Source organism: Flintibacter muris (genome assembly GCF_943192995.1).
Taxonomy (GTDB): domain Bacteria; phylum Bacillota; class Clostridia; order Oscillospirales; family Oscillospiraceae; genus Lawsonibacter; species Lawsonibacter muris.
On the sequence record NZ_CALPCP010000045.1, the window covers coordinates 1 to 26,711 of the forward strand.

Here is a 26,711-nt window from a genome sequence, read left to right on the forward strand (position 1 = left end):
ACGCCCGTGATGTGCGCCAGCACAGTTCCAGACTGCCGCCCAAGGCTCGGGAAGTAGTGTCGAATAGAGCCAGCAAATGATCAACGATAAGAAAGCGGGGCCGCTCTCCGCAAAAAGGATAGCAATATCTTTGCGCCAACCTGCGCAGGAGCGGCCCCGTCTTTTCAAAACAGAGGAGAAAACGACTATGGATTTCAAGAGGACCCGTCCCATTCAGCGGGGCGATATCTATTACGCCGATCTCACGCCGGTCACCGGCTCGGAGCAGGGAGGCATCCGGCCTGTCCTGATCCTCCAGAACAACGTGGGCAACCACCACAGCCCCACCGTCATCGCTGCCGCCATTACGGGGTACGTCAAGGGCAAGCGCCAGCCCACCCATGTGCGGCTCAAGGGCGCGGCCTGCGGCCTGTTCCGGGATTCCACTGTCCTGCTGGAGCAGGTTCGGACGCTGGACAAGTCCCGCCTGGGTGAGTACATGGGCAGCGTGGGTGAGGACAAGATGCGTGAGGTGGATGCCGCGCTGAACATCAGCGTGGGACTGAAAAATACATAGCGGGAGGAAACAGTCATGCCAGCGAAAAACGCCAACATTGATTACTGCGGCATTCGAAACCTGCTCTGCCTGCTGGCCGGGCAGGGCTTCACGGAAGCCGAGCTGAAAAAAATTGCCGCCCGAATTGCTCAGGCGACAGGCGCAACCATCATTTTTTGTTGAGTTTCACCACTCTATTTCCATAGCTTTTGAAAGAGTACCCTGGCGAATACACCATCACCGAAGTGGAGCCCGCCCCCGGCTTTCAGATGAAGGAACCTATCACTCAGAAGGTCATTCTCCACGGCGGCGAGAGCAAGACGCTGACATTTTTCAACGAGCCGCTGAACGCCATCGTGGTGGAAAAGTATGACAGCGTGACCCATGAAGCCCTCCCCGGCTGTACCTTCCAGCTGCGTTTCCTGGGCGGCACCAGCGGCACAGGCGGCACCGTTATCGGCCAGAAAACCACCGGGAAAAACGGCACCTGCATCTGGACCGGGCTGACTGTGGGAACGTATATCGTGGAAGAAATTGATCCAGCGGATGGCTACTCCATCATCAATGCATCTGAAACGGTCTATATTTCCGATAAGGGCGAGCAGAATGTGGTCACGGTCACCTTCGATAACGCACCGGACGGAATTCTTCTCATCCGCAAGGTCTGCTCGGTCAACCCCAGCGTTACCCTCCAGGATGCGGAGTTTAAGGTGACCTATGCGGACGGCACCCTGATTGGCGACGGAAACGGCATTTTTAAGACAGATGAGAACGGCGAGATTCGCATTGAGGGCCTGAAGCCCGGCAAGAGCGTGATTGTCACCGAGACCAGGGCCCCGGATGGATTCATCATTGATACGCAGAGTCAGACAGTGCAGATCAAAGAGGGCCGCACCGTTTCGCTGACCTTCAAAAATCAGCCCCGGGGAAAATTGATTATCCAGAAACGGGACAGCCAGACCGGACAGCCTCTGCCCGGAGCGGAGTTCCGGGTGACCACGGCGGCGGGCTGTGAGGTGGGCCTGGACGGTGTCATCGGCACTGCCACGCTGACCCAGAATGGGCTGTTCACCACAGACAGCAATGGTGAGATCCGCATTTCCAATCTGGCTCCCGGCGCTTATGTGCTGACGGAAACCAAAGCGCCCACAGGGTACGTCATGGACAGCCCCAGCACCAACGTGGTCATCGGCCCCAACGGGGACACACAGACGGTCATCATCACCAATACCCCCAAGGCCACCTTGACCATCACGAAACGGGATGCTGTGACCCGGAAGCCTCTGGCCAACGCTGAGTTCATCGTTCGGGACAGCAAAGGCCACACGGTTGGCCCCACCAACGGCATCTACAAAACCGGGACGGACGGTACTGTGGTTGTCTCCGGCCTGGAACCTGGCAGCACCATCATGGTATCTGAAACCAAGGCTCCCACAGGTTATATTTTGGATGAGACACCCAAGAGCATTGTGGTTAAGTCCGGTATTTCCAACAGCTTGATTTTTGACAATCAGCCAGGTACCACCTTAATTATCCGAAAGTTTGTTGAGGGCACTGAGAACGAACCTTTGAGCGGCGTGTGCTTCAAGGTAGTGGATGGCTCCGGGACCGCTGTCGGCCCGGACGATGGAGTGTATTTTACAGACAAAGCCGGTGAAATCGTCCTGGAGGGCATTGAACCGGGAACAACCGTGATCGCCCGCGAAATCAAGACCGCAGAGGGCTTCGTGCTGGATGGAACCCCGCAGGATATTCTCATCAAGGGCGGCGAGGCGCAGCAGTTGACCTTCTGGAACAAGCGGGCCGGGACTCTGGTCATCCAGAAGAAAGACAGTGTGAGCGGTGCTCTCATTTCCGGCGCGCAGTTCCGGCTGACCTATGCCAACGGCGGCTTTGTGGACGCTGACAACGGTCATCTGAGCAGCAACGGCCTCTACACCACAGATGATAAAGGCGAAATCAGGATCAGCGGGATTACCGGAACAGTGGTCGCCAAGGAGATCAAAGCGGCCCCCGGCTATGTGATCGACCAGAGTACCCAGACCCAGACGGTCACCGTCAATCCCATGGATACCCAGACGCTGGTGTTCCTCAATGAACCTCTGTGCTCCCTCACGCTCCGAAAACTGGATGCTGTCACTGGCAAGCCCGTACCCAACACCGAGTTCACCTTGAAGGACGGCAATGGAACCATTCTGGGCCGCTACACCACCGGGAAGGACGGAACTGTGACCGTCACTGGCCTCATTCCCAATTCCACCGTCGTGGTCGTTGAATCCAAGGTGCCCTCGAATTACGTCCTCGATCCCCCCCCGCACTATCATTGTCCGCAACGGCAGCAACAGCGTTGCCAGCGGTACGACTGGCGGCGGGACCGTTAGTGGCGGGAACACCGGCACCGTCGGAGGCGGGACCAACGGCGGCAATGATCTCACCTTCGAGAATGACCCCATCGGCACCTTTGAGCTCATCAAAGTGGTAGAGGGCAACAGGGAGAAGTACATCCCCGACGTGACCTTCGAGATTCGCCGCGCCTCGGACGATGCTCTGGTGGAGACAATCACCACCGGCAGCGATGGCCGGGTATCCCTCAAACTGGACGCTGGGGACTACTATGCGGTGGAAATCAAGGCGGCGAAAGGCTTCAAACTGGACGCCACGCGCCACTATTTCACTATGAAAAACGGCAAAAATACCACGCTGACTGTGGAGAACAAGCCTTTCAGCGGGATATTGATCCATAAAACCAACAGCGTCACTGGCAAGGGCATCCAGGGGGTGACCTTCCTGCTCTATGACAGCACCAATACCCCCATTGGGCAGTACACCTCTGACAATTCCGGATATGTTTACATTGAGGGCCTGACTAGGTCCGGTCGCTACTATCTGCGGGAGCTGGAGAACAAAGGCTATATCCCGGACACACAGATGAAAACGGTCTGCGTCACAGCTGGAGAGACGACCCTCGTTGAGTGGAAAAACACGCCTATCACCGCCCAGATCCAGATCACGAAGAAGTCCGCCGACTACAATCCCACCAACGGTCTGCCTGCCGGGACGCTGCTGGAGGGTGCCATCTTTGAAATTCGGGATAAAGCCGGCAATCTGGTGGACACCATCCGCAGCGACAACCGGGGCCTGGCGGTGTCCAAGCCTCTGCCGCTGTCGCGCTATACCATCCGGGAAGTAAAGGCCCCGGCCAATTACGGGGTCAATGACCAGGAGCTGACCGCCTATCTGGAGCACGAGGGCCAGATCGTCCGCTTCGAGGTGACCAACAAGGCCCTGACCACAGGCGTATCCATCACCAAGACCGGCCCCGCCGAGATCATGGCAGGACAGCCGGTGCGCTATACCTTCTCCAATATCGCCAACAATTCCAATGTCCGGCTGGACAGTTTTTATTGGCGCGATGTGCTGCCCGCCGAGGTGCGGCTGGACACCGTGGTCACCGGCACCTACAAAATCACCTACCGGGTGAACGGCGGCGAGCCCCGCACTCTGGCGGACAACCTGTCCACCGGCAAATGCTACACCTTGGCCGCCTCCGCCACCGCCCTGGGGCTGGCCTCCAATGAGCGGGTCACCGAGGTGATGTTTGTCTTCGGGCAGGCCCCCGGCGGCTTCGCCCAGGTGGAGAAGCCCATGCTGTACTGCACCGCCGTCAAGGGCATCACCACCACTTCTTTCGTGAACGTGGCTGACGTGGGCGGTGTGTACAGCGGACAGTGGGTGCAGGCCATCTCCCGCTGGGTGACCAAAGTCTACGGCAAGCCCGTGATCCCCACCCTGCCCCGCACGGGGTATTGATTTCCTCCAGGGAGTCCGCCTGTTGACGGACTCCCTACCTTATATATCACTCTAAAAGGAGAAAGATTATGCTGAAAATTACCGCAATCGGGAACCTGACCCGAGAAGTGAAGCTGAAGGTAGATCAGGCCACCGGCAGGCCCTGCGCCGTCCTGCGCATCGCCTCGGACCGCCGCTACCGGGACCAGGCGGGCAATAAGATCACCGACTTCATCTCCATCAAGGTCTATGACGGGCTGGCCGAGCGCTGTGCGGCCTTCGCCCATACCGGCTGTAAGCTGGCCGCCGTCGGCAATTTAGAGACTATTGTCTTTTCCGAGGACCCCAGCCGCCAGCCCGGTTTCCTCATCAAGGCCAGCGATGTGGAGTTCCTCTCCCCCAGGCGGGCGGACGAGGAGGCCGAGGCCCTCCCCGGCTGTGAGTAGGATGAGGACGACGCCGACGATGACGCAGCCTGATGAGGAATACTGGCATTGAGTACAGCAGCGCCGACCGCACCCCGGTGGTGCTGCCTGAGCTGGCCGGGCTGCTCCCCCCGCTGACGGAGGAGCAGCTGGCCGCCCTGGAGTCCGACCTGCTGAAAAACGGCTGTTACTCCCCCATCATTGTCAACGAGGACATGGTCATTGTAGACGGCCACAACCGGCAGATGCTGTGCGAAAAGCATGGGATTTCCTACAAAATGGCGGTGTTTTCCTTCGAGGACATGCTGGAGGCCAAGCAGTGGGCGCTGGATACCCAGAAGGGCCGGCGCAACCTGGACAAGTGGGAGCTGGGCAAGATCGCACTCAAGCTGAAGCCCGACATTGAGGCCAGAGCTAGAGAAAACATGGGGACCCGCACAGACCTTTCGGCAACATTGCCGAAAGGTTCTGAGCCGGTAGATACCCGCAAGGAGCTGGCGGACGCTGTCGGTCTGGGGGAGCGCACCATGGGCAAGGTCATGCAAATCGACGAGTATGCCCCTCCCGCCGTGAAGGAAGCCCTGGACAGCGGCGACCTGTCCATCAACCAGGGCTACAACATCACCCGGCAGGTGCGGGACCTCCCGGAGGAGGAGCGTGACGAGGCCGCCGCCGAGGCGGTGGAGCTGGTGAAAGCGAAAAAGGAAGTCCAGGCCCTGGACGCTGAGGCCGACCGTCGCGGCAAGGTGGCCGCGCTGTTCTGCAAAGCCTTTGAGCGGGCCGTCCTGCTCACACCTACGGAGGAGAATGTCCGCTTCTGGGTAGAGGGCACCCGGATGCGGCCCGATGAGATTCAGGACAGCATCAAAGAAGCCTATGAGCTGGCGGAGGTGTTTTCCACCATCGCCGGCATTCTGAAAAACATGCTGCCTGTGGAGACAGACGGCGCAGAAGTGGAGGTATGAACATGATTGATCGTGAAAGGCTTAACTTTATGCGGGAACAGTACCCTATCGGCTCCCGTATTAAACTCAATAGGATGGTAGATGACCCGGATCCCATTGAACCTGGAACCATGGGGACGCTTTGCTGTATTGATGATTTTGGAAACGTTGTAGTAAATTGGGACAATGGCCGCAGCCTGAGCCTGGTGCTGGGAGTGGACAGCTTTACTGTCCTGCCGCCAGACCAGGCCCAACAGCACGATCAGCCAGGTCTCATAAAGGGACAAAAAAAGAGGCGGAACGATAATGTCAGATAGAATTTCTGTCCGTCAGTGGCAGGAGCAATTCAAGGCCGGGGCCTTTGACAAGCCGAACTGCTCTGTGCAGATGGATGCGGGCTGGTACACCTGGGCTTGCCGCACCGATTCACTGCCCGGCCGCTTGAAGAAGCTGGCCAAGCTGGTCATGGGCATCACCGATCCATATATCCTCGACAACTATTATGTCTTGTGCTCGAACTGTTCCTCCCGATTTAACAAGCTGTACGACGCGGTGGGTTTTATCCCCCTTTTGGAAGAAAACCACCTCAAGAGCATCGACGTCACCTTGGACGATCCCCGCCATCGAAAGAAGTGGTCGCTCTTCACGTTGCGGTATGGTTTGGACGGCCCGGAATATGATCATGCCAACGTCCGGCAAATGAGATGACCTTCGCACAGGCGTTCCTGCTGAATGAAATTTTTTCAATGGATTCCTCCTGCGTCTGCTCCACAGAGCTGTGTGAAAAAGTGGGCTTTACCCGGTCGTCTATTTCCAGAACGCTGAAAGAGCTGCGGAAAAACGGGTATGTCAAAATGAAAATGGACAAGGACGATAACCGCAAAAAGCATATCGTTCTGACGTCCAAGGCCCATGCAGCCGAGGGTATCGTAAAAGACTACATCGAAAATCTAAACGACTGCCTTGTGCAGGAAATACCCGAATACCGCTTGGAAGGGATCGAAAGCGCTCTGCGGACGATCCTTGACAATATACAACAAAAAACTCCAAGGAGGCCAGTGTAAGTGGACTATCAGATTGCGTACTTAAATGTTTATGGAAACGCCGGGGTGCTGGCGGATGAGATTCAGACCATCCTGGCTGGCGCGGAGCTTGTGGACTTGAACAAGCAGGAGATTTCGGACGATGCGGACGTATACCTGCTTGTCTTTGAAATCACGCAGGCCGCGATCCCGATGAAGATCATGGATGTGTTGGAAAACCTGGAAGGGAAAACCATCCTCTGCTGTGTCACCTGCGGCATGGCGCTTCACGAGAGCAAGGACAGCAACGAGCACAACCTTCTCCCCTTCATACCAGATGAATGTGACTATCGCGGGATGTTTTTCTGTCCGGGCCAGATTCCGGCCAGCGTGATGGACACCGTACAGACCGCCCTGGACGAAAACCCGGAGAACCAGCGGGCCAAGGTCATGCTGGAGGCGTTCCAGCATTCGATGAATCACCCCGATACAGACGACCTCCGGGAACTGCGCCGCTTCATTCAGGAGAGCGGGATTTGAGAGGGGGCGCTGTTCTTGGTAAAAACACTCTTGAAGCAAATCAGAGAATACAAGCGAGACACTATCATCACCCCGATTTTCACGGTGCTGGAGGTGGTGGCGGAGCTGCTGGTCCCCTTTGTGATTGCCAGCCTCATCGACAAAGGCATTGAGGCCGGGAATCTGCGGAACGTCTACCTTTACGGTGCGCTGATGATCGTGCTGGCCTTTTTCGGGTTGGTATTCGGCATCCTGGCCGGACGATTTGCGGCTTCCGCTTCTGCCGGTTTTGCCTGCAACCTGCGCCAGAGTATGTTTGAAAACATCCAGACCTTCTCCTTCTCCAACATTGACAAATTCAGCACGGCGGGCCTCGTCACCCGCATGACCACGGACGTCACCAATCTGCAGATGGCGTTTCAAATGTGCCTTCGTATCGCCCTGAGAGCGCCGCTGATGCTGATTTGCAGCATGGTGATGTGCCTGCTCATCAACGCCAGGCTGAGTATGATCTTCCTGGCCGCTATTGTGGTACTGGCGGCTGCGGTGGCCCTGATCATGAGCAAGGCCATGAAAATTTTCAACCATGTGTTCCATCGGTATGACGACCTGAACGCCAGCGTTCAGGAGAATATTTCGGCCATCCGTGTGGTGAAGGCCTTTGTCCGGGAGGACTACGAAAACGAGAAATTCGGGAAAGCGGCAGCAAAGCTCTACGAGCTGTTTGTCAGCGCGGAGAAGCTCCAGGCGCTGAACCTGCCGGTGATGATGTTTATTGTCTACGGCTGCATTATTGCGATCTCCTGGTTTGGAGCGCACTTCATCGTGGCCGGAAGCATGACCACCGGCAATTTGACCTCCCTGTTTACCTATGTGATGACCGCGTTCTCCTCGCTGATGATGCTGTCCATGATCTTCGTGATGATGACCATGAGCGCAGCCAGCGGAAAGCGGATCGCGGAGGTGCTGGAGGAGAAAGCGGACATTACCGCCCCCTCCAAACCGCTGGACCGTGTGAGGGACGGCAACATTGATTTTGACCATGTGACCTTCTCCTACCGCCAGGGGAGCGGCGAAAACACGCTGAACGACATCGACCTGCACATCCGCGCTGGAGAGACCATCGGCATCATCGGCGGTACCGGCTGCGGCAAATCCAGCCTGGTCAGCCTCATCAGCCGTCTGTACGATGTGACCTCCGGCTCTGTCAAGGTGGGCGGCGAGGATGTCCGAGGCTACGACCTGGAGACGCTCCGCAATCAGGTGGCGGTGGTCCTGCAAAAGAATGTGTTGTTCTCCGGGACCATGTTAGACAACCTGCGCTGGGGCAAAAAGATAGGCAACACGGAAGAATACCGGGAAGCCTGCTGTCTGGCCTGTGCGGACGAGTTCATCGAGCATCTGCCCAAGGGCTATGACGCCTGGGTGGAACGTGGCGGGGCCAACTTCTCTGGCGGTCAGAAGCAGCGGCTCTGTATTGCCAGGGCCTTGCTAAAGCATCCCAAGGTCTTGATTCTGGACGATTCCACCAGCGCCGTGGATACGGCCACGGACGCCAAAATCCGGGAGGCCCTGCAAGCGGTGATCCCTGGAACCACCAAGATCATCATTGCCCAGCGCATTTCCAGCGTGCAGGACGCGGACCGCATCCTGGTGCTGGACAACGGCAGGGTCAGCGGCTTTGACACTCACGAAAACCTGCTGAAAACCAACAGCATTTATCAGGAAATTTACGAGGCCCAGAGGAAAGGCGGAGGTGATTTTGACCATGCGTAAGCAAGCGAACAAGAAGAATCTGATGCCCCTGCTGAAGCGTGTGCTGGGCATCATGCTCCGGGAGTACAAAGTGCAGTTTGGCCTTGTGGTGGTGTTGATTCTGGGAGCGGCCCTGGCCACCCTCCGGGGGACCCTGTTCATGCGGGATCTGGTGGATGTATACATCAAGCCCATGATTGGTATAGAGTCGCCGGATTTCGGCCCGCTGGCCCATGCGCTGCTCTCGCTGGCCCTGGTGTATCTGATTGGCCTGCTCTGCTCCTATGGATATAACCGGCTCATGGCAGTCATCAGCCAGGGGACGCTGAAAAAAATCAGGATAGAGCTTTTCTCCAAAATGGAGTCTCTGCCCATCAAATATTTTGACACCACGCCCCACGGGGACATCATGTCGGTCTACACCAACGATGTGGACACCCTCCGGCAGCTCATCGGCCAGAGCGTCCCACAGTTGGTCAACTCCACAGTCACCATTGTGCTCACCTTTATCAGCATGGTGTGCCTGAATATCCCGCTAACCATCCTGACCCTGTGCATGGTGGCCGTTATGCTGGCGGCGGCGTCCAAGCTGGGCGGCATGGCCGGGACATATTTCATCAAGCAGCAGAGCAGCTTGGGCAAGGTCAACGCCTACATCGAGGAGATGATGGAGGGGCAGAAGGTCGTCAAGGTGTTCTGCCACGAAAACGAGAATATCGAGCAATTCCGGGCCATCAACCAGGAGCTTCGTGAGAGTACCAAAAATGCAAATAAAATCGCCAATATTCTGATGCCGGTCAACGGGAACCTGGGGAATATCAGCTATGTACTGTGCGCTGTGCTGGGAGCGGTCCTGGCCCTGAACGGCATGGGGAGTTTGACACTTGGCACACTGGTTTCCTACCTGAACTTGAACCGAAACTTCACCCAGCCCGTCACCCAAGTCAGCCAGCAGTTCAACAGCATCATCATGGCCCTGGCCGGAGCGGAGCGCATTTTTAAACTATTGGATGAACAGCCGGAGGCGGACAACGGCTATGTGGAGCTGGTCAATGTGGAGCAGCATCCGGACGGCACTCTGACGGAAACACCCCGGCGGACAGGTCTGTGGGCCTGGAGACATCCCCATCAGGCGGACGGCACAGTCACCTACAAAAAGCTGGAGGGCGATATTGTCTTTGACGATGTGGACTTTGGCTACAACGATGAAAAAATCGTCCTGCACAACATCAAACTTTTTGCCACGCCCGGACAGAAAATCGCCTTTGTGGGCAGCACCGGCGCAGGAAAGACTACTATTACCAATCTGATTAACCGCTTTTACGATATCCAGGACGGCAAGATTCGCTATGACGGCATCAACATCAACAAAATTCGGAAAGCCGACCTTCGCCGCTCCCTGGGCATCGTCTTGCAGGACACTCACCTGTTCACCGGCACGGTGATGGAGAATATCCGCTATGGGCGGCTGGAGGCCACCGATGAGGAGTGCGTTGCCGCCGCGAAGCTGGCCAACGCCGACAGCTTTATCCGGCGGCTTCCGGACGGCTATCAGACTGTCCTCACCGGCGATGGGGCCAATCTGAGCCAGGGCCAGCGGCAGCTCCTCGCCATCGCCCGCGCCGCCGTTGCCGACCCGCCCGTCCTGATTCTGGACGAGGCCACGTCCTCCATCGACACCCGTACAGAGCAATTGGTGCAGGAGGGCATGGACCGGCTGATGAAGGGCCGCACTACCTTTGTCATCGCCCACCGGCTCTCCACGGTTCGGAACTCCGACTGTATCATGGTTCTGGAGCAGGGCCGGATCATCGAGCGGGGAACCCATGACCAGTTGATTGAGGAAAAGGGCCGGTATTACCAGCTTTACACAGGCAATGCCATTGCCTGAACGATTCATATTCGTTAGGAGGAATTTGAAATGAACGAACAAGTTGCTGCCAACCCGCTGGGAACCGAGCGGGTTGGGAAATTGATGATCCGCTACGCCATTCCCAGCATTATTTCCATTGTAGTCAACTCGCTCTACAACATGGTGGACCAGATTTTCATTGGGCAGGGCGTTGGCTACCTGGGCAACGCCGCCACCAATATCATCCTGCCCCTCACTTCGATTCTGCTGGCCCTGGGCATGATGATCGGTGACGGAACGGCGTCTTACATGAGTCTGAATCTGGGAAAGGGCCGCTCACAGGCGGCGGCTTACGGTGTTGGCAATGCCGTTACCCTGACAGTTAGCGTCAGTGTATTTCTGCTGATTCTCTTTGAGCTGTTTCTGGAACCGCTCTGCCATCTGTTCGGGGCCACGGAGGGAAATCTGCCCTATGCGCTGGAATACGGGAGCATCATTGTGCTGGGCTTCCCCTTCGCTATGATCGACGGAGCGTTCGGCAGCATCATCCGGGCGGATGGCCGTCCGAAGGTGAGCATGGTTGGCCTGTTGATCGGCTGTATCACCAACATCATTCTGGACCCCATCTTCATTTTTGTGTGCCATTGGGGGGTCAAGGGCGCGGCCTGGGCCACCATCATCGGCCAGATTCTAAACGCCGTCTACTTTGTTGCGTGTATGCTGCGCTTTAAGACCATTGAGATAAAAAAGCAGCACATGATCCCGAAATGGAGCGTCATCAAACGGGTTTTGACCCTTGGCACATCCAGCTTTATCTCTCAGGCGGCGGCTGTCTTTGTGATCGCGGTGATGAATAACTCTCTGGCAAAGTACGGCGCTCTGTCAAAGTACGGCGCCGACATTCCCCAGGTGGCGCTGGGCATCACCATGAAGGTCAGCCAACTGATCACCGGCATCGCCCTGGGTATTGCCACCGGCATCCAGCCTATTTTCGGTTTCAACTACGGCAGCGGCCAGTACGATCGGGTGAAGAAAACCTACAAGCTGGCCCTGACGAGCTGCACCTTGATTTTGGTGGCGGCCTTCTTCATCTTCCAATTCTGTCCGGAGTATATCATCAACCTGTTTGGGCAGGAGTCGGACCTGTACATGGAGTTTGCGGTGAAGTGCTTCCGGGTGTATCTGCTGGCCTGCTTCATGATCGGCGTGGGGGCTGTGACCGGCATCTTCTTCCAGGCCATCGGAAAGCCTGTCCCCGCCGCGCTGCTCTCCCTGTCCCGGCAGATCATTTTCCTGATTCCCGCTATGCTGCTCTTTGGATACCTGTGGGGAGTGGAGGGTATCCTGTGGGCCGGGCCTGTTGGCGATGGACTGTCCGGCGTGATCTCTTTGATAACTTTAGGCGCTTTCTGGAAAAAGATTTTCAATAAAGAGGTGGCGGAAAAATGAAAAAGTGCGTGATTACCATAGGCCGTCAGTGCGGCAGCGGGGGCCATACCATCGGGAAAACCGTGGCGGAACGGTTGGGCATTCCCTTCTACGACAAGAAGCTGGTGCAGATCGTGGCGGAGCGCAGTGGGCTGTCCGCCGAGACGGTGGGTTGGGAGGGGGAATACTCCTCCGCCAGCAGCCTGTTCACCAGCGTTTCATCGCGGGGCTACTCGGCCTATAACGCCAATCAGAGGGGGAATATGGCCCTGCCCGATCAGATCAACGCCTATCAGACCGAGCTGATCAAGGAACTGGCGGAGAAGGAGTCCTGCGTCATCGTGGGGCGGTGCGCCGACTACATCCTGCAAGGACGGGAGGACTGCTTCCACGTCTTTATCACCGGCGCACTGCCTGACCGGGCCAACCGTGTCATCGCGGAGCATGGGGTTGCTGTTGACGCTGCCAGAAGTCATGTGAAGGAACGGGACAGGAAGCGTTCCAGCTACTATAGGCATATCACCGATCAGGCGTGGGGGATGGCGGCAAATTATGACCTCTGTCTGAACAGCAGCAAGCTGGGGATTGAGCGCTGTGTGGAATTGATTCTTGCATCAGTCGATATGGGAACGGACCATGTATGAGGAAGGGGAACGCCAGCGCAGTGTGCTTTTTCGCATCTGCAAAGACGGTGATCTTTATTCCATTCCCATTCAATGTATTACATGGGTAGAACCTCTGGTGAGAAGGCCGACCACAGTAGCGCGTTCTCCCGATCACATAATCGGAATGTATCCGTTACATGGGAAAAATATCAGCATAGTCGATTTGGGGTGCCTGCTTGGTTTTGAGCGCACAACAAGCAGCGAGTCATCCAGCCAATGCCTGCTCATAATTGAAAACACCAGGCTCGGCTTTTTAGTCGAAGCTGTCTTAGGCGTTGAAACGCTCTGTTCGTATCAAAGACCTGGCCCATTGTCCAGGCAGTTTATCCAGTGTGTGTATTCATGTGATAACCGGGATGAGCTGGTTCTTGGGCTGGATGTCCCCCGCTTGCTGTCGATTTGCTGAACGCACTATCAGGAAAGGATGAATATAGTGGACGATTTCAATGTACATAGCGAAAATACCGTTCCGTCTCCCGTGAAAAAATCCCACATAACGCTTTGGACTTTGTTGCTGGCTGCTGTGATTGCGCTGGCCTGCGGCTATCTCGGCTCCTATCTGGCAAATTTGCGGACAGAAGAAAAGGTTGTCATCCAGAAAGTTTCCATGTCCGATGCAGAGGGCAGCGTAACTCCGGCAGTAGAAGTGGCAAAGGCCATCAGCCCAACGGTGGTGTCCATCACTACAGAAAAAATGACGGTAAATCACTTTTGGTTCGGCCCGCAGATTTCCAGTGGAGCGGGCAGCGGTGTAATCATCAGCGAGGATGGATATATTCTGACCTGCGCCCATGTGGTTTCCGGGGCCAATTCAATAAGCGTTACTACCTTTGACGGCGCAGAATTTGCAGCCTCCGTGGTAGGAAGCTACGAAGATGGGGACATTGCTGTGCTGAAAATCGAGGCCGAAGGACTGCAAGCGGCGGTGCTGGGGGACAGTGATAACATTCAACTGGCGGAGACTGTATACGCCGTGGGCAACCCCGGCGGAACACTCGGCGGAAGCATTACGGACGGTATCGTCAGCGCCACATCGCGGACAATTTCAATTTCCATAGAAAACAGTGCCACTCCCTATGGCTTGGGCATCAATAACCGCACAGTCTCTTTGGATGTCCTCCAAACGAATGCGGCGGTCAGCCCTGGGAACTCCGGCGGCGGGCTGTTCAATGCACAGGGAGAATTGATCGGCATTGTCAACGCCAAAAGCTCCGGGGAGAATCAGGAGGGCCTGGGATTTGCTATTCCTGTCAATACGGCCCGGGAAATTGCAGTTTCATTGATTAACACAGGTAGCTATACTCCGCCTAATACAGCAACTGATGGAAAGGGTGCTGTACTGGAAATTGCAGTTGTAGAAATTGCCCCGGCTGCTGCACACATGAACAATCGTGAGCCTGGCGTTTATGTGCAGTCCGTCCAGAAGGGCGGTGCTTCTGACGGGAAGCTGGAGGCCAATGACCGTCTTATCAGCATCAATGGCTATATGGTACACACCACGGCGGAGCTTTCCGCACAGCTTGCGGAATATGAACCAGGTGACAGTGTTGGTTTGACTGTGGATCGGGATGGGCGGCTGGTGGAAGTGGAAGTTTCTCTGGCACAAGGAGAATAAAGTGAATCGCAAGGTGGCTATCTCATATATGTGTCAGCACTTTTCATTTTCCAAGGAGGATCACTATGCAGGATAATGAAATTTTGATTATTACGGATAACCTGGACTTTTTTCTCTTATCCAAGATGCAATCCAAAAAAACAGCATAGGCATTGCCTTGATGACATATCCACGGCAGGCGTTGTTGCTCCATCTGTCTGTCAGCATGTCCTGGATTTCCTGCAAAGATTTTGCCATACCTGCACTTCCTTTCATAAAAGTTCAGGGAGCCGCTCCGTTTTAGTCGGCCTGTCACAAGACAGTGAGAGCGGGCGGCTCCCTGATTGATTTTTGTAAAACAGATTCCCCAGACGGGTGTAGGCTTGTCCACCCCATAGTGTTTCAACTCTCCCCATTCTTATGGCAAGGCGCCCTCATTGCCTGCGACGGCTCACGGCTTGCAAGGCCGCTTCAACGCTCGGACTGTGACTGAACGCAAGTATCCGGGGGCGTGCCTTATCCGGCGGGGCCAGCCACGGCCCCGCCTGCGGCATGGGCTTTATCGCTATTCCCGCCCCCAAAGTGAAAACCACAATGGAAACGGAAGTCTCGGCGGGCCTGTCGCCTGGCACATCCACCCTTCGTATCCGGGTATCTTTTTATTCAGTTTTCAATCTGCGGGAAAGGCTTGTCTGCGCTTCGGGCCAGTTTGTCCCAGAGCGCCTGCGCCTTTCATATACCATTTCATTTTCAAGGCTTTTTCGGTACACCTTAGAGATTATTTTTCAAAAATTTTTCCATGTTCCGGAGCCCCCTCTCGATTGCCAGGCGCACCACCTTATCGTCCACGCCTTCGGCCCTGGCAATGTCGGTCTTGCTCATGCTTAACCGGATTATCGCTATATTTTCGCATTGAGGGCAACCGCCATGCATAGGAGGGCAGATTATGGCACAAACGAGGACCAGCTACCACAAGGAAGTGAAAACGGCCTCTTTCCAGGGCCGGACGATTACCGTTGAAAACCTGACCCCCATTCTTGCCCCCAAGGTACGGGACAAGCGCAAGCGGGAGATCGAGACGGGGCTTTATTCCGTGTTCCGCAAGTACGCTCCGGGCCGCGCGGAAATGCGCTGACCGGGTGACATCCTTGTGATTTGGGGCTGTCTTTGGTATAATATACTTGTAAAGGTTGACAGCTCCATTCCGATACGGAAAGGAGCCGACAATGGAAAATCGTATTGACGCTATCTACGCGAGACAGTCTGTGGACCGTAAAGACAGTATCAGCATTGAAAGCCAGATCGAGTTCTGCAAGTACGAACTGCGGGGAGGGAATTTCAAGGACTACAAGGACAAGGGATTTTCCGGTAGGAACACGGACCGCCCCCGCTTCCAGGAGTTAATGGCCGACATCAAGCGGGGCCTGATCCGCCGGGTGGTAGTTTACAAGCTGGACCGTATCAGCCGTTCTATTCTGGACTTCGCAACCATGATGGAATTGTTTCAGCAATACAATGTGGAGTTCGTTTCCTCTACGGAAAAGTTTGATACCTCCACGCCCATGGGCCGGGCCATGCTGAATATCTGCATCGTGTTCGCCCAGTTGGAGCGCGAGACGATCCAAAAGCGGGTGACGGACGCCTACTACTCCCGGTGTCAAAGGGGCTTCCACATGAGCGGCGCGGCCCCCTACGGCTTCAAGCTGGAGCCCACCACCATCCAGGGTATACGCACGAAAATGATGATCCCGGACCCCGACACGGCAAATATCGCCCGGTTGATGTTTGAGATGTACGCCGAGCCATCCACGTCATTCGGGGATATTGCCCGGTACTTCGCCCAGGAGGGCATCCTGGTGTATGACAAGGAGCTGCGCCGGGGCTTCATTTCTCAAATGCTCCGCAACCCCATTTACGCCCAGGCGGACCTGGAGCTGTACGAGTTCTTCAAGGGGCAGGGGGCCGTGGTGGTGAACGAGGCGGCGGACTTCGCCGGGACCAACGGCTGCTATCTCTACCAGGGCCGGGATGTGCAGGAACGAAAAAACAAGGACTTGAAAAATCAAATCCTTGTGCTGGCCCCCAGCGAGGGCATTGTTCCCGCCAATACCTGGCTGCGGTGCAGGAAAAAACTGATGGCGAATATCACGTTCCAGGGTGGGCGCAAGCCGAAAAATACCTGGCTGGCTGGAAAGATGAAATGTGGCCACTGTGGGCGGGCGCTGAAAAGCGTAGGCAACCGGGCGGGGACCCAATATCTCCGCTGTACCAAGCGGGCGGACAACATGAGCTGCGAGGGCTGCGGGACGCTTCGGACGCCGGAGTTTGAACAGTTCGTCTATGAGGCTATGGTGCAAAAGCTGTCCGAGTTCCAAACCCTGACCGCCCAGGCGGAGACGGTCAATCCCAAATTGACCGCCTTAAACGTGGAGCTGGCCCAGGTGGAGGACGAGATTGAAAAGCTGCTGAACACCCTGACCGGGGCCAGCGCGGTTTTGATGTCCTACGCCAACGGGAAGATTGAGGAGCTGGACGCCCGCCGTCAAGGGCTGATAAAGGAGATTGCCGCACTGAACGCTGAAAGCGTCTCCCCGCAAAAGATTGAATACCTGTCCTCCCACCTGGGGAATTGGGACAACATCGACTTTGACGACCGGCGGCAGGTGGCCGACATCATTCTCTCCCAGGTCCACGCCACGGCTGACCGTGTGTCGTTTGAGTGGAAAATCTGATTTCTTACCCCAGTGCTTTATTCAATGGTGTGTTTACCATTGTCAAGCGATGTTTTCCAGGACATATTGAATTAGTTCCTGTTTTTGTTTTAAGCTCAGGAGAGCAAACAATTTTTCACCAATCTGTTTTCCCGATTTTGATATATCAAATACGGTTAATTCCCCATCTTTACCACCTGCCTAATATATGGCACATATTAGCAGGATTGGAAAAATATATCAATTCTGCATTACTTTCGTTTTATGCGTTGCTTTGTATCTAATCTCAAGTTGCTATCCCCCATACTAAGGACGAAAAAGGAATTCAGCGAACGGGACATGCAAATTGAAGTTTTTCCAGGTAATATTCCAGCACGATACAGAACTTCCGTTTGTCAATCCTGTTCCATCGCTCCGTTGTAAACTGCTGGTCGATCATGGTAATCGGGAAACGTATGGATTTGCTCTCGCCGGCGTCCATTTGTAGCAGCAGGCTTTCAAGATTGGGGTTCAGATCATTTGAGCATCGCTCCTTTTTAATTGATAATTCATCTTACTGATTCCGCAGAGGACGCACTTCCTTCAAACTCTCTTGAGCTTCACATTCCAAAATATAGGGAGCAATTTCTTCGTAAGCCTTTTCTGGCGAACCTGCTTCCGAAGGAATATAGGTCCACTGCGTCAGAAAGCTGTGAGCATAGTTGCAGTGAATATTCCCTGTATAAATCTGTACCAGAGGATCGGTGATCCAGCTTCCGTCAGCAGATGCACAGTCACTCCGATAAGTAAAGTACCGCTGTCCGTCCTTTACAAATATTATATTTACAGTCAGTTGATCTTCTGTGATGTCCAGCCGTTCTTCTTTACCGGCCATTTCATTGTAATTATTCTCGGCTTCCACTTTTTCAAAATAAAAGTATTTCCTCCAGGCAGCCAATATCTCCTGTTCCATATCACGGTACTGGTTCGGCACTAACAGATTCAGTGTCAAATCATCCAGTACAAGCTGTTTTTCCAATTCCAAACCATCTTCTGTTTCAATAGGATTCCACTTGAAATATTCCCGGCTCACCTGTATAGACATTCCAGCGGGAGCGATTTCGATTGGGACTTCTGGCGTATTCATAGTATATAGGGGCGTACCCTCATCATCCATCGTCTGATAATTGTATGCGTCCATGACAAACGCACCTGTTTTTTCCTCCAGCAAAGACAATAGTTTCTGGCTGCGCTGTGCGATTTCCAAATATTTTGCATCGCTCTCATCTTCTCCGCTGTTATAAACCACTGTGCGGTAAAGGGGTTCTTCCCACTTAGGCTCTGCCGGTTCCTTCCCAGCACAACTCGCAAGTATCAGCAGCACAGCCAATAACGCCGCCCATCTCAATATTTTCTTCATTTTACATCGCTCCTTGTTTGTTGAATGGTTCAATTTCCAGGGAAACCTGTTTTCATCACTGCCGCAACCGCTCAATAATGCTGGTCTTGGCAATTTGGCGGTACAGTAGCGCCGGTATCGCCACAGTCAGAAAGATGAGGAACGGATAGATCACCAGCATGGGCCACATGACAAATTGATAGGTAAAGAACCAAATCCCGCTGGAAATCCCCCGCACGACTACCACAGAAAACAACACTCCAAGGACAACCGATGTGATAATCGTTCCCACAGCATAATACAGTCCCTCAAAAGAAAGCATACGCTTTAACTGCTTCCCGGTCATGCCGATACTTTGCAACATGGCAAATTCCTTTTTGCGGGTGATAACGCTTGTCAGGACGGAGTTGACAAAGTTTGCGACGCCGATAATTCCGATGATGATACTCAATGCCCCGCCGATAGTGATGATAAGGGAGGTGAGGTTGTCAAAGGAGTTGGTATAGGTCGCCTTGGATTCAAAGTCCATACTTGGCTCCACACTGTCGATATAGCTGTTCAAAAACTCTGCCATTTCTGCTTCCGTTTCCTCCTTCACATCAAAGAGGAAGCTGACCAGATGGGGGTTATCACACAGCGGCAGGAAGATTCCTGTCGGGAGATAGAACCGGGCTTCGCCTGTGTTACGGGTGGTGGCCGTGTTCTCGTTGACCCGGACTTTTGCCATGATGATAAAATCATAGCTATCAGTGATGGTGGTGGAAAGTTCCTCTGCTTTCAGATGGTTGATCCGTACTGTATCGCCCACGCTGATATTGGGGTTCTCTATGACCGTTCCATCATCGTTGCAATCCACGCTCAAAAGAATATACTGTCCCGTTTTCAGCTTTTCCAGGTCAATACTTCCCTCTACGGCCTCCATGCCGTTTAACAGAAAATCGTCCGCGCCATACAGGGCTACAAGGGGATTTCCATTCTGGTCTTTGTTATAGCTGGAAAAGGCATTGTGTTCCGTGGAAAACGGTTCTTCCAGCATACGGGAGGTATAGAGCCTGCCGCCGTCCTCAAAACTATCATTTTGTTTGACAGCTTCAATAAAGCTCTCCGAAAGGTCGCTTTCGCTTTTTTCAAATTGGAACTGGAAATAGCTTGCGGTAGAGATCACGAAGTCCGTATCTAAAAATTTAGCGATATACTTGTCAATATCAAAGCCGCTGGACAGGGTGAATATCGTGTTGAACAGCACCAAACTCAATGTCATGGACACGATCACCAGCACAGTACGTTTGCGGTTGCGGCCCAGGTTTGCCAGCGCCATAAAGTGGAGCTTCGCGCTGTGGGTCGAGTTTTTGTCCTTGGCCCTGCGCTTTCCAAACGCTGCCGTATCATTTTCCGTGTAGCGGATGGCCTCGATTGCCGAAACCGTACCGGCGATCTTAGCGGGCTTGCGGACGCTGACAAAGACAGTAAAAAGGGCAAAAGCGGCGGAACCAATGAAAATCAGAGGGTTTACCGTTACCTTAATACCGGCGTCTGTGCTATAACTCGTTCCGTTCATCAGGAAAGGCACCAAGGCCCGGCCAATGAAGAAGCCCACCAGCAGGCCGATGGGAATACCAACCAGGGACAGCCAGAGCGCCTGCCGGTTGATAAGCCGCTTGATCTGCCGCTTTGTTGTCCCCAGCGTTTTCAGTTGTCCATAGGACTGAATATCCTGAATGACGGAAATCTGGAAGATGTTGTAGATAATCAAATACCCTGTTACAATAATCAATGCGACGCCGACAATGCCTGAAATCAGCATAGCGGGATTGTCCGTTAATGCGCCGCTCTGATAGGCCGGACTGACACGGGCGATCACATAATTGCTGTCCTCCTTGCTGCCGCCCATCGTGTCGCAGGTATAGCCGGTTTCGGAAAGCAGTTGATGGAGCTGGGCCTCTATATCGCCTGTCCCTCTGAACATCACATAGGCGCTGACAATGCCAGAATAATCATTGTCCATTGGATAGGTATAGGTCAAAATATCCGAATGAGTATCCACAAAGGCTTTCGATACGATCAGCCGCCCGATGTTGCTCAAACTGTCTGTTTCCCAAAAGCCGCAGAGGGTAAAATCGGTGGTATATGACTTTCCTTTTACTTCATAGGTCAGAGAAACGGTTTCACCGATTTGCGCCGGTACACCAAGAGCGTCCAATGTCTTTGTGTCCGCGATGATCTCATTTTCCGCTTCGGGCCGGTGGCCTGTTGTGGGCGTGTAGCGGGCAAATTCCAGAGCGGTATCATCCATATACCACAGGTCAGACCGCCAACGCTCCAAACCCGGATTTTTCAGCCGGTAGGATACCGCTTTTGTATAGGCGATACGGTCAATCAGGGGACTTCCCGCTATATCGTTGTAAACTTCATCGCTGATATAATTTAAGACCGCCTGCCCATCACCACCAGCCTTGCGGATATTCTGATCGTGAACGGTGTCCATCAGGCCAGACCCAAGGGTGAAGATCGTGGTAAAGAGTATAGTCGTCAGAACGATTGCGATAATCGCAATGATGTTCCTGCTTTTGCTGGCCTTAAAGTAGCGGCCTGACAGCTTTTTGATTACCGCGCCGTTGTTGTTGCCGAATAAAATGTCATTCATCGTCAGCGCCCCCTTACTCAAAAATCCTGCCGTCCTCAATACGGATAATACGGTCGGCAAGCTGGGCTATCTCGTTGTTATGGGTTATCATTACCAGCGTCTGATGGAATTTGCTGCTGGTCGCTTTCAAAAGGCCCAGCACATCGCTGCTTGTCCGGCTGTCCAGATTGCCGGTGGGTTCATCCGCCAGAACGATGGCGGGCTTGGAAACGAGGGCGCGGGCGATAGCGACGCGCTGCTGCTGTCCGCCGGACAGGTTGTTGGGCATATTGCTCAGCTTGTCCCCCAGGGCCAGCAGGCGCACCACCTCATCCATGAATTTTTTGTCCACCATATCGCCGTCCAGCTCCACGGGCAGGACAATGTTTTCATAGACATTCAGGACAGGGACAAGGTTGTAGTTCTGGAAGATAAAGCCGATGTTGCGCCTGCGGAAGATGGTAAGCTGCTCATCGTTCAGCTCGGACAGCTCCTTGCCCTTGATCTGAACGCTGCCGGAGGTGGGCACGTCCAGACCGCCCATCATGTTCAGCAGAGTGGACTTGCCGCTGCCGGAGGTCCCCACAATGGCGACAAATTCCCCCTGCTCAATGGAGAGGGTCACGCCGTCCAGCGCCTTTGTGATGTGCAGCTCTGTGCCGTAGTATTTTTTGAGGTCAGTTGTTTGCAAAATGCTCATGGGTTGCACCATCCTTTCTGTGATGCCGCTATCATAACAGCCAATTCTCACAGAAATGTCACGGGCCGCCGGCTTTTTACCCCTGAACTGTCACAAGTTTGTGACATTCCCAAAACCTTTTCATATATATGGTGGCCTCAGAGGTTTTGCCGAAGCTATTCTGCTTTTGAAAATGTGGGGCAGGAGTTATAAAATCTTGCCCCCGGTTTCATCCGTTCCATGCTGTTTTCTACCTTAATCTACAAAAATCTACAAACTGGAAGCCGTCTATTCTTCCTCGTCCGGCTTGAATACCTTCAAATAGGCGGGACGGCCCTCCGCCTCCTCGCCATAGACATACAGGGTGTTGGTCTCCGTGTCCAGGCAGGTGTGGCAGAAACGCCCGCCGGGGAAAGGATATGCCTCACACAGCCGCTGAAAGTCTACGCTACCCTCGGACAGAACCTTTTGTATTTCGACTGGGTCTTCAAACTCATCCGGGTAGTTCCCTTCCTCCAGATTTTGAAGCATGATGTCCAGGAGGAAGGACTGGACAGAATTAGAAAATGGCGCCCAGCTGTACATATCGTCCTGGTCGTTGTAGTACACCGGCGGGTCAGGCTGAGTCAGATCCTCCGCTTCGATGCCCGCGTACCAGCAGCCCTGATTTTCGCACCAGAACAGCAGATAGTTGTCTGTGACCTCGCCCCACCGCTCCCGGGGCAGGGCGCGTATCTTCGCCAGCTCCGGATAGTCCTCTTCTCCCGGCTGGCTGAATATCTCCAGGTCCTCGTCAATATGATCGTAAGAGAAGGTCAGGCGCTTCTTGAAGGGGTTGGCCTTTTTGTCAGGAACGAATATCTCATGCAGGGCGCAGTTCAGACTGGCCTTGCCGCAGGCGCGATAATAGTCCCGCAGGGCGGCGGGGAGGCGTATCCCTGCCGCCGCCTCATAGGAGGCGATCGTCTTCTCGGAAAATCCTGTTGCTTTCCCCACTCCAAAGCCGAACAGCGGTTCCGCCCACTGAACCAGTTCGATGGGGGAAATCTGATACCGTTTCTCGCTCATCATAGTCCCTTCCTTCAAATTATTCATATTGTTGAATGACAGCGCCTCTATACAAATTCAAAATTGCCTGTGCTTCCGCTATCATAACAGCCAATTCTCACAGAAATGTCACAAGCCGCAGTTTTTCTTAATCATATTCCGCGCAGATATACTTGAAATCCACCGTCCTGTTTATCGCTGACAATGCGTGTTCCTCAATATATTTTGACATGATCTCCTCTGCATATCGGAAATTCTCGCCTGGATGACCTGGAGCACAGCGCACCATTGTAATCAGCATCCTGTTATCGCCTTCGATGTTTTCAGACGGATAGTTGCCGGCACAGTCGCAGGAGTCCTCGTTACGGTATTTCCGCCTTACCGCTTCCACCTGATCCGCTGTGCCAATCACGGCATGGTAATCCATGTTATCGGAGTCGCAATAATACTCGATGAAAAGCCTTGCCACAACATCCGTACATTGCCGGATCTGTTCAATAATGGCATCCGCGTTCCGAACAGCAAAGCTCCGAATCTCCTGTCTGGCGTGCTCCTTGTTTTCATAGCGGATGTACAAGAGCGTATCATGGCCGCCCAATATGGCGGTGATGTTCTGGAGGGCTCCATCTTTGCCATAGACGGCGCGGAGCGTCCGGATGAGGTCGTCCTCCGACACGTTATACAGCGTCATCCCACGCCAGTCCTCCCCGACAGGAATGTCATAGGTGAGCATTTGATATTGCGCGTCATAGTCAAAGGAAATTGCGTCGTCATCGTCAATGTCCCTGCTGAAACCGGCGAGGCTGTACGCGCCTGCTTTGTAAATGAGTGGAATGTTGTGTAATTCTGACATTTAGGTATCCCCCTTTTTATAGTGGCCGTACTTGAAAGCAAGTAAGGTTTTTGAAGCAAAATGTCCACACAAATTTATAGTTTCAAACTATATCGCAAAAGATTATATTGGTGGCCATCATTGCTGTCTGTTTTAGCTGCTGAAGAAATCAATGAAAAGCCGAATGACTTTGCTAATCGGTTAGAAGCTATGTTTTCATCCCTCACTGAATAGATAAACTCTTTTGCGCCAAATTGCTCCCTGCAATATTGAATCAGACCTTGAAGAATTTGTTTACCAAACCCTTTCCCCACATAGTTCGGCCCCAAACATATTCCAGCTTCCTGATATATGTAAGGCGCGATTTTCTCTACGCCCGCAAACCCAATCGCCTTACCGCTTGTTTTATTATAAACCAAATAGGTGTCGTGCTCCTTCTGAAACGCGATGGTTTTCGCGATCCTTATTTTAGCGGCTTCTTCGCTTGTAGTGATCGTCCACTCCATATATCTCGCGCTTTCCGGCTGTGACCAAACATTGTAGTACATTTCCGCCCAATCCGAAAACTTTGCTTTATCTAAAATAAGGCTTTCTGTTTCAATCATGCTCAAAGGCCCCCTTATGATCCACAAGGCAAAAACACAGAAAAAGTGGAACCACTGCCCACCGCCGAAGTCACCTTGATATAGCCGCCCTGCATAGTGACGATCTCGCGGGCAAGGTACAATCCTATGCCGATGCCCTCAACATCGTGTACTTCTTCCTCACGATAGAATCGTTTGAAGATCATCCCCTGCCTGCTCTCCGCTATGCCCTTGCCGCTGTCTGTAATGTCAACTTTCACATACAGCTCCCAGCTTTGGACGGACACCTGAATAGTGCCGCCCATTGGCGTGTACTTCACAGCATTATCCAAAATGTTAAACAGGGCCTCGCTTGTCCATTTCTTATCATGGGCCAGCAGTATATCGGATGGACAATCTACGTTGACATGGATGTTTTTCTTTTCAGCGTTCAGCAGAATACCGCCCAGCGCCGCCGCTAAAGTGTCGTAAATCGGCTGCATCTTTCTGTCCAGCGAGATCACGCCGGTTTCCAGCCGGGAGGTCTTTATCATGGCCCGCATAAGAAAGTCCAGTTTTTCAAGCTGACTGCTGGATGCCTGCAAAAATTCCTGACGCTTTTCTTCAGTCACAGGCTGTTCAAGCAAAGTGGTGTTTACCATCTGGAGATTTGCAATGGGCGTTTTTACCTGATGGGAAATGTCGGAGATCAATTCCTGCAAGTCGGCCCGCTCTATTGCTACACTCTCCCGGTTCTCCCGCATAACTTCATATAGGCGAACAAGCCGGTGGTTGATTTTATAAAACAGATTTTCTTCCTCGTAGACCTGCGGCGGAGCCGATGCCCCGTCCAGCATATTATCCATTGTTTCGCACAGCCTGTCCGAAAATAATACCAGCTTCCGGCGCAGAAAGGCCACGAAAAGGACTACACAGATGAACACCAGCAGGATAAACAGCAGGCCCAGCCACACGATTGCCGGATTTCTGGTAAAGAGAAAAGCCGCAGTAACGGTCATAATGGAGAGCAAAGCTAAAAAAGCTGCCACTATTGCACAGGCGCGGTTGATGGAAAGTTTGTCCCCTGTCACTTTTTTATTCCCCCAATCCACATATAGCCCATACCGTAGACGGTCTTGATATATTGCAGGCCGTCTATTTCAATTTTCCCCCGGATGCGGCTGATTGCGACGGTCAGCGCGTGTTCATCCACAAAATTTTCGTCTGCGTCCCACAGCTTTTCAAGAAGTACCTGCCGGGTCAGAACGATTTGCGGATTTCTCACCAGCACCTTTAGCAAGCGGTATTCCATCGGTGTGAAGATAACCGGCTCCCCTGCGAGGGTGGCGGTCAATTCCGAAAAATTGATGGATAATGTGCCGTCTGTGTAGCAATCGCCGCCTGTCTGCTTCTCGATGCGGCCCAGCAAGGCCGAAACCTTTTTTCGGAATACACTGATTGGAAACGGCTTCGTCACATAATCGTCTGCTCCCAGCTCAAAGCCTTTCAGCATATCGCTCTCCATATCGTTTGCCGTCAGAAAAATCACGGCGGTATCTGGACGGCGCTCTTTGATTTCCATACAGAAGTCAAACCCGTTTCCATCAGGCAAATTGACATCCAGCACGATCAGCTCATAGTCTTGTTCTTCGCAGAAATTGACCGCCGCTGATTTTGACATAGCAGCGTCCACGGTGTAGCCCGCCGCCGAAAGATTGTAGCAGAGGGTATTGTTCAAAAGCCGGTCATCCTCAACGACTAAAAGCCTCATGGCTTCACTTCCTTTCCTTTATAGGACACATGAAAGATAACACAGAATTTTCAGTTCATTCTTTGTCAAATCAACCTGTTGGCCCGCATATTCCAATTTGCCGCTGTCCAAGTGAAGAACTGCCCCCTGATAGGAAAGGTCGGATTGGATTACCGCTGGATAGGCCCGCTTTAGCAGGAATGCGATTTTTGCCAGCAGGATTGCCGTATTATAGGGCTTTGTGATGAAGGCATCACCGCCCAGCATGATGCTGTTCAGCTCATCCATGTCTGTGGTGCAGCTTGTCACAAAGATGATTGGCACATTGGAGAAACTGCGTATCTGTGAACAGAGGGTAAAGCCATTAGTTTGCGGCAGTTTAATGTCCAGCAGAATCAAATGGGGCTGGACATCCTTGACTGTTTTGATAACGGAAGAAAAGTCCGTAGCCGCAGAAGCCTCGTAACTGTTTCCCTCTAAAAGCGTGATAAGTTCTGCCTGGATAACAGGATCGTCCTCAATGACGAGACCGCCGAAAAATCTGTGTAAACGACAAAAACTGCAAGTATGAAAAGCAACGACTCAGTCAAGAATGGAAAT

Annotated in this window: 27 protein-coding genes and 1 pseudogene; 18 read left to right on the forward strand and 10 right to left on the reverse strand. The window is 53.4% G+C overall.

The window, feature by feature from the left end; all coding sequences use genetic code 11:
- Positions 1–187 precede the first annotated feature (187 nt).
- The 15 genes and pseudogenes from NFS22_RS20070 (at position 188) to NFS22_RS20135 (ending at position 14,549) form a co-directional block, all read left to right on the forward strand.
- On the forward strand, positions 188–556 hold the full coding sequence (locus tag NFS22_RS20070; protein ID WP_251319490.1) for a type II toxin-antitoxin system PemK/MazF family toxin: 369 nt from the start codon (positions 188–190) through the stop codon (positions 554–556).
- 15 nt (positions 557–571) lie between these two features.
- Positions 572–718 carry a hypothetical protein gene (locus tag NFS22_RS20075; protein WP_016317155.1) on the forward strand — a complete coding sequence of 49 codons (147 nt, stop codon included), beginning with the start codon at positions 572–574 and terminating at the stop codon, positions 716–718.
- Between the two features lie 29 nt (positions 719–747).
- Positions 748–4,345 (forward strand): annotated as a pseudogene (locus NFS22_RS20080) (SpaA isopeptide-forming pilin-related protein); the annotation flags it as partial.
- Between the two features lie 68 nt (positions 4,346–4,413).
- Positions 4,414–4,770: a single-stranded DNA-binding protein gene (locus tag NFS22_RS20085; RefSeq protein WP_251319491.1), complete on the forward strand. Its 357-nt coding sequence runs from the start codon at positions 4,414–4,416 to the stop codon at positions 4,768–4,770.
- A gap of 32 nt (positions 4,771–4,802) precedes the next feature.
- Positions 4,803–5,714 carry a ParB N-terminal domain-containing protein gene (locus tag NFS22_RS20090; RefSeq protein ID WP_251319492.1) on the forward strand — a complete coding sequence of 304 codons (912 nt, stop codon included), beginning with the start codon at positions 4,803–4,805 and terminating at the stop codon, positions 5,712–5,714.
- A 2-nt stretch (positions 5,715–5,716) separates the two neighbouring features.
- The gene (locus NFS22_RS20095; RefSeq protein WP_251319493.1) at positions 5,717–6,010 is read left to right on the forward strand and encodes a DUF4314 domain-containing protein; all 294 of its coding nucleotides are present in this window, start codon (positions 5,717–5,719) and stop codon (positions 6,008–6,010) included.
- Complete coding sequence (locus NFS22_RS20100) at positions 6,000–6,401, forward strand: hypothetical protein (RefSeq protein WP_251319494.1); 402 nt, start codon at positions 6,000–6,002, stop codon at positions 6,399–6,401. The genes NFS22_RS20095 and NFS22_RS20100 overlap by 11 nt, the downstream gene beginning before the upstream one ends.
- Complete coding sequence (locus tag NFS22_RS20105) at positions 6,398–6,757, forward strand: MarR family winged helix-turn-helix transcriptional regulator (protein WP_277614929.1); 360 nt, start codon at positions 6,398–6,400, stop codon at positions 6,755–6,757. The genes NFS22_RS20100 and NFS22_RS20105 overlap by 4 nt, the downstream gene beginning before the upstream one ends.
- On the forward strand, positions 6,758–7,255 hold the full coding sequence (locus NFS22_RS20110) for a flavodoxin family protein (RefSeq protein ID WP_251319496.1): 498 nt from the start codon (positions 6,758–6,760) through the stop codon (positions 7,253–7,255).
- A gap of 15 nt (positions 7,256–7,270) precedes the next feature.
- A complete protein-coding gene (locus NFS22_RS20115) occupies positions 7,271–9,010 on the forward strand; it encodes an ABC transporter ATP-binding protein (RefSeq protein ID WP_251319497.1) in 1,740 nt (579 codons plus the stop codon).
- Complete coding sequence (locus NFS22_RS20120) at positions 9,003–10,880, forward strand: ABC transporter ATP-binding protein (RefSeq protein WP_338148046.1); 1,878 nt, start codon at positions 9,003–9,005, stop codon at positions 10,878–10,880. The genes NFS22_RS20115 and NFS22_RS20120 overlap by 8 nt, the downstream gene beginning before the upstream one ends.
- Positions 10,881–10,910: 30 nt before the next feature.
- Positions 10,911–12,290 carry an MATE family efflux transporter gene (locus NFS22_RS20125; protein WP_251319498.1) on the forward strand — a complete coding sequence of 460 codons (1,380 nt, stop codon included), beginning with the start codon at positions 10,911–10,913 and terminating at the stop codon, positions 12,288–12,290.
- Positions 12,287–12,913, forward strand: coding sequence for a cytidylate kinase-like family protein (locus NFS22_RS20130; RefSeq protein ID WP_251319499.1), 627 nt, complete (start codon positions 12,287–12,289; stop codon positions 12,911–12,913). The genes NFS22_RS20125 and NFS22_RS20130 overlap by 4 nt, the downstream gene beginning before the upstream one ends.
- On the forward strand, positions 12,906–13,340 hold the full coding sequence (locus NFS22_RS24160) for a chemotaxis protein CheW (RefSeq protein ID WP_420908895.1): 435 nt from the start codon (positions 12,906–12,908) through the stop codon (positions 13,338–13,340). Before NFS22_RS20130 ends, NFS22_RS24160 begins: the two co-directional genes overlap by 8 nt.
- An 18-nt stretch (positions 13,341–13,358) precedes the next feature.
- Complete coding sequence (locus NFS22_RS20135; protein ID WP_251319500.1) at positions 13,359–14,549, forward strand: S1C family serine protease; 1,191 nt, start codon at positions 13,359–13,361, stop codon at positions 14,547–14,549.
- Between the two features lie 90 nt (positions 14,550–14,639).
- Here the strand turns inward: NFS22_RS20135 and NFS22_RS20140 are convergent, their stop codons facing one another.
- On the reverse strand, positions 14,640–14,786 hold the full coding sequence (locus NFS22_RS20140) for a hypothetical protein (RefSeq protein ID WP_251319501.1): 147 nt from the start codon (positions 14,784–14,786) through the stop codon (positions 14,640–14,642).
- A 336-nt stretch (positions 14,787–15,122) separates the two neighbouring features.
- On the opposite strand from NFS22_RS20140, the gene NFS22_RS24275 reads away from it, so the two are divergent.
- The 3 genes from NFS22_RS24275 to NFS22_RS20155 all read left to right on the forward strand — a co-directional run bounded on the left by NFS22_RS24275 (position 15,123) and on the right by NFS22_RS20155 (position 17,260).
- Positions 15,123–15,416 carry a hypothetical protein gene (locus NFS22_RS24275; protein ID WP_478293258.1) on the forward strand — a complete coding sequence of 98 codons (294 nt, stop codon included), beginning with the start codon at positions 15,123–15,125 and terminating at the stop codon, positions 15,414–15,416.
- Positions 15,417–15,474: 58 nt separating this feature from the next.
- On the forward strand, positions 15,475–15,663 hold the full coding sequence (locus NFS22_RS20150) for a hypothetical protein (RefSeq protein WP_160237996.1): 189 nt from the start codon (positions 15,475–15,477) through the stop codon (positions 15,661–15,663).
- Between the two features lie 91 nt (positions 15,664–15,754).
- A complete protein-coding gene (locus tag NFS22_RS20155) occupies positions 15,755–17,260 on the forward strand; it encodes a recombinase family protein (protein ID WP_251319502.1) in 1,506 nt (501 codons plus the stop codon).
- Between the two features lie 532 nt (positions 17,261–17,792).
- Here NFS22_RS20155 and NFS22_RS20160 read toward each other — a convergent pair.
- The 9 genes from NFS22_RS20160 to NFS22_RS20200 form a co-directional block, all read right to left on the reverse strand.
- The gene (locus NFS22_RS20160; RefSeq protein WP_251319503.1) at positions 17,793–18,638 is read right to left on the reverse strand and encodes a hypothetical protein; all 846 of its coding nucleotides are present in this window, start codon (positions 18,636–18,638) and stop codon (positions 17,793–17,795) included.
- Between the two features lie 55 nt (positions 18,639–18,693).
- Positions 18,694–21,261, reverse strand: coding sequence for an ABC transporter permease (locus NFS22_RS20165; RefSeq protein ID WP_251319504.1), 2,568 nt, complete (start codon positions 21,259–21,261; stop codon positions 18,694–18,696).
- Between the two features lie 13 nt (positions 21,262–21,274).
- Entirely contained in the window at positions 21,275–21,940 is a 666-nt protein-coding gene (locus NFS22_RS20170; protein WP_251319505.1) for an ABC transporter ATP-binding protein, read from the reverse strand.
- A 267-nt stretch (positions 21,941–22,207) separates the two neighbouring features.
- A complete protein-coding gene (locus tag NFS22_RS20175) occupies positions 22,208–22,990 on the reverse strand; it encodes an SMI1/KNR4 family protein (RefSeq protein ID WP_251319506.1) in 783 nt (260 codons plus the stop codon).
- A gap of 124 nt (positions 22,991–23,114) precedes the next feature.
- Entirely contained in the window at positions 23,115–23,819 is a 705-nt protein-coding gene (locus NFS22_RS20180; protein ID WP_251319507.1) for a hypothetical protein, read from the reverse strand.
- A gap of 74 nt (positions 23,820–23,893) precedes the next feature.
- The gene (locus tag NFS22_RS20185; RefSeq protein ID WP_251319508.1) at positions 23,894–24,403 is read right to left on the reverse strand and encodes a GNAT family N-acetyltransferase; all 510 of its coding nucleotides are present in this window, start codon (positions 24,401–24,403) and stop codon (positions 23,894–23,896) included.
- Positions 24,404–24,417: 14 nt separating this feature from the next.
- Positions 24,418–25,452 (reverse strand): sensor histidine kinase, encoded by a 1,035-nt coding sequence (locus NFS22_RS20190; RefSeq protein WP_251319509.1) that lies wholly within the window; start codon positions 25,450–25,452, stop codon positions 24,418–24,420.
- Positions 25,449–26,132 (reverse strand): response regulator transcription factor, encoded by a 684-nt coding sequence (locus NFS22_RS20195; protein ID WP_251319510.1) that lies wholly within the window; start codon positions 26,130–26,132, stop codon positions 25,449–25,451. The genes NFS22_RS20190 and NFS22_RS20195 overlap by 4 nt, the downstream gene beginning before the upstream one ends.
- An 18-nt stretch (positions 26,133–26,150) precedes the next feature.
- Positions 26,151–26,633: a response regulator transcription factor gene (locus tag NFS22_RS20200; RefSeq protein ID WP_277614930.1), complete on the reverse strand. Its 483-nt coding sequence runs from the start codon at positions 26,631–26,633 to the stop codon at positions 26,151–26,153.
- Between the last annotated feature and the right edge of the window lie 78 nt (positions 26,634–26,711).

Coding starts and splice junctions, on each gene's coding strand:
- NFS22_RS20070 (WP_251319490.1), top strand. CDS start 188: ATGGATTTCAAGAGGACCCGTCCCATTCAGCGGGGCGATATCTATTAC.
- NFS22_RS20075 (WP_016317155.1), top strand. CDS start 572: ATGCCAGCGAAAAACGCCAACATTGATTACTGCGGCATTCGAAACCTG.
- NFS22_RS20085 (WP_251319491.1), top strand. CDS start 4,414: ATGCTGAAAATTACCGCAATCGGGAACCTGACCCGAGAAGTGAAGCTG.
- NFS22_RS20090 (WP_251319492.1), top strand. CDS start 4,803: ATGAGGAATACTGGCATTGAGTACAGCAGCGCCGACCGCACCCCGGTG.
- NFS22_RS20095 (WP_251319493.1), top strand. CDS start 5,717: ATGATTGATCGTGAAAGGCTTAACTTTATGCGGGAACAGTACCCTATC.
- NFS22_RS20100 (WP_251319494.1), top strand. CDS start 6,000: ATGTCAGATAGAATTTCTGTCCGTCAGTGGCAGGAGCAATTCAAGGCC.
- NFS22_RS20105 (WP_277614929.1), top strand. CDS start 6,398: ATGACCTTCGCACAGGCGTTCCTGCTGAATGAAATTTTTTCAATGGAT.
- NFS22_RS20120 (WP_338148046.1), top strand. CDS start 9,003: ATGCGTAAGCAAGCGAACAAGAAGAATCTGATGCCCCTGCTGAAGCGT.
- NFS22_RS20125 (WP_251319498.1), top strand. CDS start 10,911: ATGAACGAACAAGTTGCTGCCAACCCGCTGGGAACCGAGCGGGTTGGG.
- NFS22_RS20130 (WP_251319499.1), top strand. CDS start 12,287: ATGAAAAAGTGCGTGATTACCATAGGCCGTCAGTGCGGCAGCGGGGGC.
- NFS22_RS24160 (WP_420908895.1), top strand. CDS start 12,906: ATGTATGAGGAAGGGGAACGCCAGCGCAGTGTGCTTTTTCGCATCTGC.
- NFS22_RS20135 (WP_251319500.1), top strand. CDS start 13,359: ATGAATATAGTGGACGATTTCAATGTACATAGCGAAAATACCGTTCCG.
- NFS22_RS20140 (WP_251319501.1), bottom strand. CDS start 14,786: ATGGCAAAATCTTTGCAGGAAATCCAGGACATGCTGACAGACAGATGG.
- NFS22_RS24275 (WP_478293258.1), top strand. CDS start 15,123: ATGGAAACGGAAGTCTCGGCGGGCCTGTCGCCTGGCACATCCACCCTT.
- NFS22_RS20150 (WP_160237996.1), top strand. CDS start 15,475: ATGGCACAAACGAGGACCAGCTACCACAAGGAAGTGAAAACGGCCTCT.
- NFS22_RS20155 (WP_251319502.1), top strand. CDS start 15,755: ATGGAAAATCGTATTGACGCTATCTACGCGAGACAGTCTGTGGACCGT.
- NFS22_RS20160 (WP_251319503.1), bottom strand. CDS start 18,638: ATGAAGAAAATATTGAGATGGGCGGCGTTATTGGCTGTGCTGCTGATA.
- NFS22_RS20165 (WP_251319504.1), bottom strand. CDS start 21,261: ATGAATGACATTTTATTCGGCAACAACAACGGCGCGGTAATCAAAAAG.
- NFS22_RS20170 (WP_251319505.1), bottom strand. CDS start 21,940: ATGAGCATTTTGCAAACAACTGACCTCAAAAAATACTACGGCACAGAG.
- NFS22_RS20175 (WP_251319506.1), bottom strand. CDS start 22,990: ATGATGAGCGAGAAACGGTATCAGATTTCCCCCATCGAACTGGTTCAG.
- NFS22_RS20180 (WP_251319507.1), bottom strand. CDS start 23,819: ATGTCAGAATTACACAACATTCCACTCATTTACAAAGCAGGCGCGTAC.
- NFS22_RS20185 (WP_251319508.1), bottom strand. CDS start 24,403: ATGATTGAAACAGAAAGCCTTATTTTAGATAAAGCAAAGTTTTCGGAT.
- NFS22_RS20195 (WP_251319510.1), bottom strand. CDS start 26,132: ATGAGGCTTTTAGTCGTTGAGGATGACCGGCTTTTGAACAATACCCTC.